Annotated in this window: 9 protein-coding genes; 7 read left to right on the forward strand and 2 right to left on the reverse strand. The window is 66.0% G+C overall.

Features of this window, described 5'->3' with window-relative positions; genetic code table 11:
- Positions 1-689 (reverse strand): polyprenyl synthetase family protein (locus EOA28_RS20535; RefSeq protein WP_128315214.1); only part of this gene is annotated, 689 nt, incomplete at its 3' end.
- Positions 690-867: 178 nt separating this feature from the next.
- Between EOA28_RS20535 and EOA28_RS20540 the strand changes: the two genes are divergently transcribed.
- The 6 genes from EOA28_RS20540 to moaB all read left to right on the forward strand — a co-directional run bounded on the left by EOA28_RS20540 (position 868) and on the right by moaB (position 4,611).
- Entirely contained in the window at positions 868-1,092 is a 225-nt protein-coding gene (locus EOA28_RS20540) for a DUF2007 domain-containing protein (protein ID WP_040991013.1), read from the forward strand.
- Positions 1,092-1,883: a methyltransferase gene (locus tag EOA28_RS20545; RefSeq protein ID WP_127251907.1), complete on the forward strand. Its 792-nt coding sequence runs from the start codon at positions 1,092-1,094 to the stop codon at positions 1,881-1,883. The genes EOA28_RS20540 and EOA28_RS20545 overlap by 1 nt, the downstream gene beginning before the upstream one ends.
- Positions 1,884-2,021: 138 nt before the next feature.
- Positions 2,022-2,879 carry a S49 family peptidase gene (locus EOA28_RS20550; RefSeq protein ID WP_127251906.1) on the forward strand — a complete coding sequence of 286 codons (858 nt, stop codon included), beginning with the start codon at positions 2,022-2,024 and terminating at the stop codon, positions 2,877-2,879.
- An 83-nt stretch (positions 2,880-2,962) separates the two neighbouring features.
- Positions 2,963-3,148: a membrane protein gene (locus tag EOA28_RS20555; RefSeq protein ID WP_027164591.1), complete on the forward strand. Its 186-nt coding sequence runs from the start codon at positions 2,963-2,965 to the stop codon at positions 3,146-3,148.
- Between the two features lie 25 nt (positions 3,149-3,173).
- The gene (locus tag EOA28_RS20560; protein WP_127251905.1) at positions 3,174-4,067 is read left to right on the forward strand and encodes a 4-(cytidine 5'-diphospho)-2-C-methyl-D-erythritol kinase; all 894 of its coding nucleotides are present in this window, start codon (positions 3,174-3,176) and stop codon (positions 4,065-4,067) included.
- Positions 4,054-4,611: a molybdenum cofactor biosynthesis protein B gene (gene moaB, locus EOA28_RS20565; protein ID WP_127251904.1), complete on the forward strand. Its 558-nt coding sequence runs from the start codon at positions 4,054-4,056 to the stop codon at positions 4,609-4,611. Before EOA28_RS20560 ends, moaB begins: the two co-directional genes overlap by 14 nt.
- Before the next feature lie 13 nt (positions 4,612-4,624).
- Here the strand turns inward: moaB and EOA28_RS20570 are convergent, their stop codons facing one another.
- Positions 4,625-5,128 carry a glycosyltransferase gene (locus EOA28_RS20570; RefSeq protein WP_127251903.1) on the reverse strand — a complete coding sequence of 168 codons (504 nt, stop codon included), beginning with the start codon at positions 5,126-5,128 and terminating at the stop codon, positions 4,625-4,627.
- A 149-nt stretch (positions 5,129-5,277) separates the two neighbouring features.
- Between EOA28_RS20570 and EOA28_RS20575 the strand changes: the two genes are divergently transcribed.
- A complete protein-coding gene (locus tag EOA28_RS20575; protein ID WP_128315215.1) occupies positions 5,278-6,432 on the forward strand; it encodes a PA0069 family radical SAM protein in 1,155 nt (384 codons plus the stop codon).
- Positions 6,433-6,467: the final 35 nt, after the last annotated feature.

Genomic DNA, 6,467 nt, shown 5'->3' on the forward strand with positions numbered 1-6,467 from the left:
CCGTAATCCAGCGCGTCGTCGATGAGCTGGAAGGCAAGGCCGAGATTCATGCCGTAGGAGCGCAATGCGGCGCGGTCGGTGCGCGAGGCCTGGGCGATCACCGGCCCGACTTCGGCGGCGGCCGAGAACAGCGCCGCGGTCTTGGCCTTGATGACGGCGAAATGCTCGTCCTCGGTGGTGTCGAGGTTCTTGGCGGCGGCAAGCTGCATCACCTCGCCCTCGGCGATGATGGAGGCGGCGGCCGACAGGATGTCCAACGCTTCCAGCGAGCCGACCTCGACCATCATGCGGAAAGCCTGGCCGAGCAGGAAATCGCCGACCAGAACGCTCGCCTGGTTGCCCCAGATCATGCGCGCCGTCTTCTTGCCGCGGCGCAAGGCGCTCTCGTCGACCACGTCGTCATGCAGAAGCGTCGCCGTGTGCATGAATTCGACCGCGGTGGCGAGCTTGACATGGCCTTCGCCCGAATAGCCGAACATCTGCGCGGCGGCGAGCGTCAGCATGGGCCTGAGCCGCTTGCCGCCGGAAGAGATCAGGTGGTTGGCGATCTCCGGGATCATCTCGACGTCGGAGCCGGCCTTGGACAGGATCAGCTCGTTGACGCGTCCCATGTCGGCGGCCGTCAGATCGATCAGATCCTTGATGGAAGCGGGTTCCCGCTTGCCTTCGATGTTGAGAACGACACCCACCACGACAACTCCCGTCTACACTGACGCGCACGAGCAGCGCGCATCCACGGCACCCTTGATCCCGCGCCGACTCTAGGGCGGCACAACCGGGCACGGCAAGAGGCGAATTGGCGCGCTCTGCCGACGCTGTGTTTACCCGCACGTTTACACGAACGCCGCAACCTGCGATTTTCGTTCCATGATCGAGCTTGTCCGCACCAATGACGCCGTCGTGATCTCCTTTGTCGAATCGCTGATGCGCGACGCCGGCATCGCCTGTTTCGTAGCCGACCAGAATATGAGCGTGCTCGAAGGGTCGATCGGCCTTTTGCAGAAGCGTGTCATGGTCGACGCCGACAAGGCCGACGTGGCGCGCCGCATCCTCAAGGATGCCGGCATCGAAAACGAGATCCGCCAGAAATAATGGCAGCGACGACCGCCCCAGATACGCCGGCGCACACGGTCGATGCCTTCCATCGCGGACGCTTCTGGCTGGTGCAGCCTAGCCAGGGCGGTCATCGCGCCGGCATGGACGCCATGATGCTGGCGGCCGCCGTGCCGTCCGGCTTTTCCGGCCGGCTCGCCGATTTCGGCGCCGGGGCTGGTGCTGCCGCCCTTGCCGTGCTGTCGCGCTGCCCTGCGGCGCGGGCCGTGCTCGTCGAGCGCTCCGCCGAAATGGCGGGGTTCGCCGCCGCCACGCTTTCGCATCCCGGCAATGCGCATCTCGGCGACCGTGCCTCGGTGCTGACGGCCGACGTGACGCTGACCGGCCGAGCGCGCGCTGAAGCCGGGCTGGCGAACAATTCCTTCGACTTCGTCATCATGAACCCGCCTTTCAACGCCGCCGAGGATCGCTCGACGCCCGACGCGCTGCGCCGGCAGGCGCATGTGGCGGAGGACGGGCTGTTCGAAAGCTGGATCAGGAGCGCCGCCGCCGTCGCCAGGCCGCGCGGCGGGCTGGCCGTCATCGCCCGGCCCGAGCAGCTCGTTGCCATCCTCGATGCAATCGAAGGGCGCTTCGGCGACGCCGAATTGCTCTGCGTGCATCCGCGCCCGGACGCGGCGGCGATCCGCATCGTCGTCAGGGCGGTGCTCGGGGCGCGCGGGAAACTGTCGATCCGCCCGCCGCTCGCCTTGCACGGACCATCCGGCAACGCGCCGACGGAGCGGACGGAAATGATCAACAACGGCCTGGCATCGCTGTTCGGCGATTGATCCTGGGCCGGCGATGCGGCATTGCCGTTGGCCGGCGAATGCCTACATGGCAGGCAAGGTGACATCGCGCCCGAAAGACATTACCGACTTGCCTGATCTCACCCTGCTCCTTTGCATCTTGTCCGGAGACACCCGTTCGTGAAACGCCTTTTCAACCGCCTGTTGCCGAAATCCTGGCGCTCGACAGTCGTCACCATTCCGGTCATCCGGCTGCAAGGCACCATCATGGCCGGCGGCGGCCAGTTCCGGCCGAGCCTGTCGCTCGCCTCGACGGCCGGCCTCATCGAAAAGGCGTTCGGCTTCGACGCGCCGGCGGTCGCCATCTCGATCAACTCGCCGGGCGGCTCGCCGGTGCAGTCGCGGCTGATCTTCAAGCGCATCCGCGACCTGGCGGTGGAAAAGAACAAGAAGGTGCTGGTCTTCGTCGAGGATGTCGCGGCTTCCGGCGGCTACATGATCGCGGTCGCCGGCGACGAGATCTTCGCCGACCCGTCCTCGATCGTCGGCTCGATCGGCGTGGTCTCGGCCTCGTTCGGCTTCCCCGAGCTGATGAAGAAGATCGGCGTCGAGCGGCGCGTCCACACCGCCGGGCAGAACAAGGCGGTGCTCGATCCGTTCAAGCCCGAGAAGAAGGAGGACGTCGAGCGGCTGAAGGCGTTGCAGCTCGAAGTGCACGAGACCTTCATCGACCTCGTCAAGGAGCGGCGCGGCTCGAAGCTGAAAGACGACCCTGACCTGTTCACCGGCCTGTTCTGGACCGCGAAGAAAGGCCTCGAGCTCGGCCTTGTCGATGCGCTGGGCGACATGCGCAGCGTGCTCAAGACCCGTTTCGGCGACAAGACGCAGCTCAAACTGATCAGCGCGCCGCGTGGCCTGTTCGGCCGTTTCGGCCTGTTCGGCTCGCGCTTCTCGGCGCCCGATATCGCCGCTGCGGCCGCAAACGGCGTCCTCGATGCGGCGGAAGAACGCGCGCTGTGGGCGCGCTTCGGGCTTTGAAAAAGCCATGATTGCGGATAGCATGATCGCTTGACCGAGCCCTTCGGCCGGCCTTGCCGCGACAACGCGGGAGGAGTTTGGATATGCCGCAGATCATTTTCTTCGCTGTTGTCGGCGCCGCCGCCTATTTCGGCTACCGCGCTTTCGTGCGCGAGGCCGAGCGCGTGACAGCCAAGATCCGGCGCACCGAAAAACAGGCGGCGAACGGCACGATGGGCACGCTGGTCAAGGATCCCAAGACCGGCGAATATCGTCTCGCCAAGGACTGATCCCATCTCGCCAGCAGCCGACATCCTGGAGCCCGGCACAGAGGTCCGGAAATGGCTTGCGCCGGCCAAGATCAACCTGGCGCTGCATGTCACGGGAAGGCGCGACGACGGCTATCATCTCATCGAGAGCCTTGCCGTGTTCACACGCTTCGGCGACCGGCTGGAAATCGAGCCGGCGGAGCAGGACGAATTCTCGGTGTCCGGCCGATATGCCGCCGCCCTGCCGCTCGACGACGGCAATCTGGTGGTGAAGGCGCGCGATGCCTTGCGCCGGGAGGCCGGCGCGCAGCGCACGCCGCCCGTCGCCATCCGGCTGGAGAAGAACCTGCCGGTCGCCTCGGGCGTCGGTGGCGGGTCCAGCGACGCGGCAGCCGCGCTCAACGGCCTGGCGCGGCTCTGGAAGCTCGATATCGACGAGATTTCGCTGGCCCGGATCGGGCTTTCGCTCGGAGCCGACCTGCCGATGTGCCTGAAGTCGAAACCGCTGGTCGCGCGCGGCATCGGTGATGAAGTGTCGCCGCTCTCCGCGTTTCCGGCGCTTGGTCTGGTCCTGGTCAATCCGGGCGTCGCCGTCTCAACGCCGGACGTGTTCAAGGCGCTCTCCCGTCGCGACAATGACGCGCTGCCGCCGCTGCCAAGGCGCCTCGACTTCCATGCCGTCCGCAACTGGCTGGAAACGACCCGCAACGATCTCGAAGGCGCCGCTCAAGCCATTCAGCCCGCGATCGGCGAGGCGCTCAAGGCGCTCAAGCGCGCCGACGCCGCCTTCGCGCGCATGTCCGGCTCGGGCGCCACCTGCTTCGGCCTGTTCGAGACCGGCAATGTGGCCAAGCGCGCGGCGATCGAGATCCGCGCGCGTCATCCCGACTGGTTCGTGGCCGCCACGCGCAGCAGGGAGGTGAGCGATGGCGAAGCTTGACGAGAGCCGACCCTTCATTCCGGTGCGCATCGCGGTGCTGACGGTCTCAGACACGCGCAGCCTTGCCGACGACAAGTCGGGCCAGACGCTGGCCGACCGCATCACGCAAGCCGGCCACACGCTTGCGGCGCGCGACATCGTCACCGACGACTGCGAAAAGATCCGCGACAAGGTTCTCGACTGGTCGAAGGACGACAATATCGATGTCGTGATTACCACCGGTGGCACTGGCTTCACCGGCCGCGACGTGACGCCGGAGGCGCTGGAGCCGATCTTCGAAAAGCGCATGGACGGTTTTTCGGAGGTCTTCCACCGCATCTCCTACGACAAGATCGGCACCTCGACGATCCAGAGCCGGGCGACCGGCGGCGTCGTCAACGCCACCTTCGTCTTCGTGCTTCCGGGCTCGCCCGGCGCCTGCAAGGACGCTTGGGACGGCATCATCAAGGCGCAGCTTGACTATCGGCACATGCCCTGCAACTTCGTGGAAATCATGCCGCGGCTGGACGAGCATCTGAGGCGCGGCGGCAAGCCTGCCTCATAGGGGAGCGCAGGCGTCACTTCGGCGGCGCCACCCAGATTTCGGCGTTCAGCCGCCTGGTCGCGAGACCGCGAGCCAGGGCTTCCGCGCCGCGAGCGGACTTTGCCAGAGCCGAGGCCTGGCGCTTGCTGATGACGAGACCTTCGGCGAGCGCCCGATTGCCCGAAAAGACACGCGCCAGGAAAGGCGCGCGGTCGGCCCGAGCGCGTGAGAAACGGGCCGGCATGGTCTGCTTCGCCGTATGCGCGACAACCTCGTCGATCCAGCCTTCGGCCAGCCGGGCGCCGGGCTCCAGAAGCAGCAGCCAATCGCCCTTGGCCTGGCCGATACCGGCGCCCAACCCACCGCTCACATAATGGCAGCCGGCATGCTCGGCCACCCGATGCGTCTGGTCGGTCGAGCCTTGATCGCAGACGATGACGTCGCGCACGACGCCTTCGACCGCGCCGCCGACCAGCGAGGCGAGCGTGCGGGCAAGTCCCTCTTCGTCGTTCCGAGTCTCGATAAGAACGCTGAGCATGCCTAGCCGAATAGCGGAAAGTGCGGCGATGCGCCAGTTGCGCTCCCCAAGCGAAAAAGTTCTTGCTTTGTTCTCATCGGCAAAATAGGAATAGTTTCATGAACAGAGCGATTCGACAGCCTGCCGACAGTCCCTGGGAGAGGGCGAAAATGGAACAGATCGTACGCGCCGACATTGCCGCTTTCGGAGCAGGCAGAGCCGAGATGGCGAACGCGATGATCGAGCAGAGCGGCATGCGCGTGCGGCCCGACCGCAATCGCGGCCGCTCGGCCGGCATCAACCCGTCCGGTCGGTTCGAGCCGGTCAGCCGGCATGTCTTCGATGACGGCTGGAACTCGCTGGAGGAGTTGCCGCCGTTCAAGACGGAAGTGCAGGTCGAGAAGCCGCGCACCATCATCACCCGCAACGAGTCGCCCGACATTTCCTTCGACCGTTCGATCAATCCCTATCGCGGCTGCGAGCATGGCTGCGTCTACTGTTTCGCCCGGCCGACGCATGCCTTCATGGGCCTGTCGCCGGGGCTCGATTTCGAATCGAAGCTGTTCGCCAAGCCGGATGCGGCGCGCATGCTGGACAGAGAGTTGTCGAAGCCGGGCTACCAGCCGCGCACGATCGCCATCGGCACCAACACCGATCCCTACCAGCCGATCGAGAAACAGTACCGGATCATGCGCGAGATCCTCGAAGTGCTGGAGGCGCGCGGACACCCGGTCGGCATCGTGACGAAGTCGGCGCTGGTGACGCGCGACATCGACATCCTGTCGCGCATGGCGGAGCGTGGCCTTGCCAAGGTGGCGCTTTCGGTGACGACGATGGACCGCATGCTGGCCCGCACCATGGAACCGCGCGCGTCGACCCCAACGAAGCGGCTGGAGGCGATCAGGCAATTGTCGGACGCCGGCATCCCGGCCTCCGTGATGGTGGCGCCAATCATTCCCGGCCTCAACGATCCGGAGATGGAGCGCATCCTCGATTCGGCTCGGGCCGCCGGCGCCCGGGAGGCCGGCTACGTCATCCTGCGCCTGCCGCTCGAAGTGGCGCCGATCTTCAAGGATTGGCTGTTGCGGCATTACCCCGACCGCTACCGGCATGTGATGTCGCTGATCCGGTCGATGCGCGACGGCAAGGATTACGATTCCGAATGGGGCAAGCGCATGAAAGGCGCCGGACCCTACGCCTGGCAGATCGGCCGGCGCTTCGAGATCGCGGCCAAGCGTCTCGGCCTCAATGTCGAGCGGCGGCAGCTTCGCGTCGATCAATCCGTCGCAGGCTCCGGCGCAGGCGAGCAGTTGATGCTGCTTTGAAGATGGCGCCGGCCGTGACGGCCGGCCCTAAAGCC

Origin of the sequence: Mesorhizobium sp. M2A.F.Ca.ET.067.02.1.1, assembly GCF_004023285.1 — a bacterium.
GTDB lineage: Bacteria > Pseudomonadota > Alphaproteobacteria > Rhizobiales > Rhizobiaceae > Mesorhizobium.

What these genes read in the sequence shown, in the direction of transcription:
- EOA28_RS20570 (WP_127251903.1), bottom strand. Translation starts at nt 5,128, where the DNA reads ATGCTCAGCGTTCTTATCGAGACTCGGAACGACGAAGAGGGACTTGCC.
- EOA28_RS20540 (WP_040991013.1), top strand. Translation starts at nt 868, where the DNA reads ATGATCGAGCTTGTCCGCACCAATGACGCCGTCGTGATCTCCTTTGTC.
- EOA28_RS20555 (WP_027164591.1), top strand. Translation starts at nt 2,963, where the DNA reads ATGCCGCAGATCATTTTCTTCGCTGTTGTCGGCGCCGCCGCCTATTTC.
- EOA28_RS20545 (WP_127251907.1), top strand. Translation starts at nt 1,092, where the DNA reads ATGGCAGCGACGACCGCCCCAGATACGCCGGCGCACACGGTCGATGCC.
- moaB (WP_127251904.1), top strand. Translation starts at nt 4,054, where the DNA reads ATGGCGAAGCTTGACGAGAGCCGACCCTTCATTCCGGTGCGCATCGCG.
- EOA28_RS20575 (WP_128315215.1), top strand. Translation starts at nt 5,278, where the DNA reads ATGGAACAGATCGTACGCGCCGACATTGCCGCTTTCGGAGCAGGCAGA.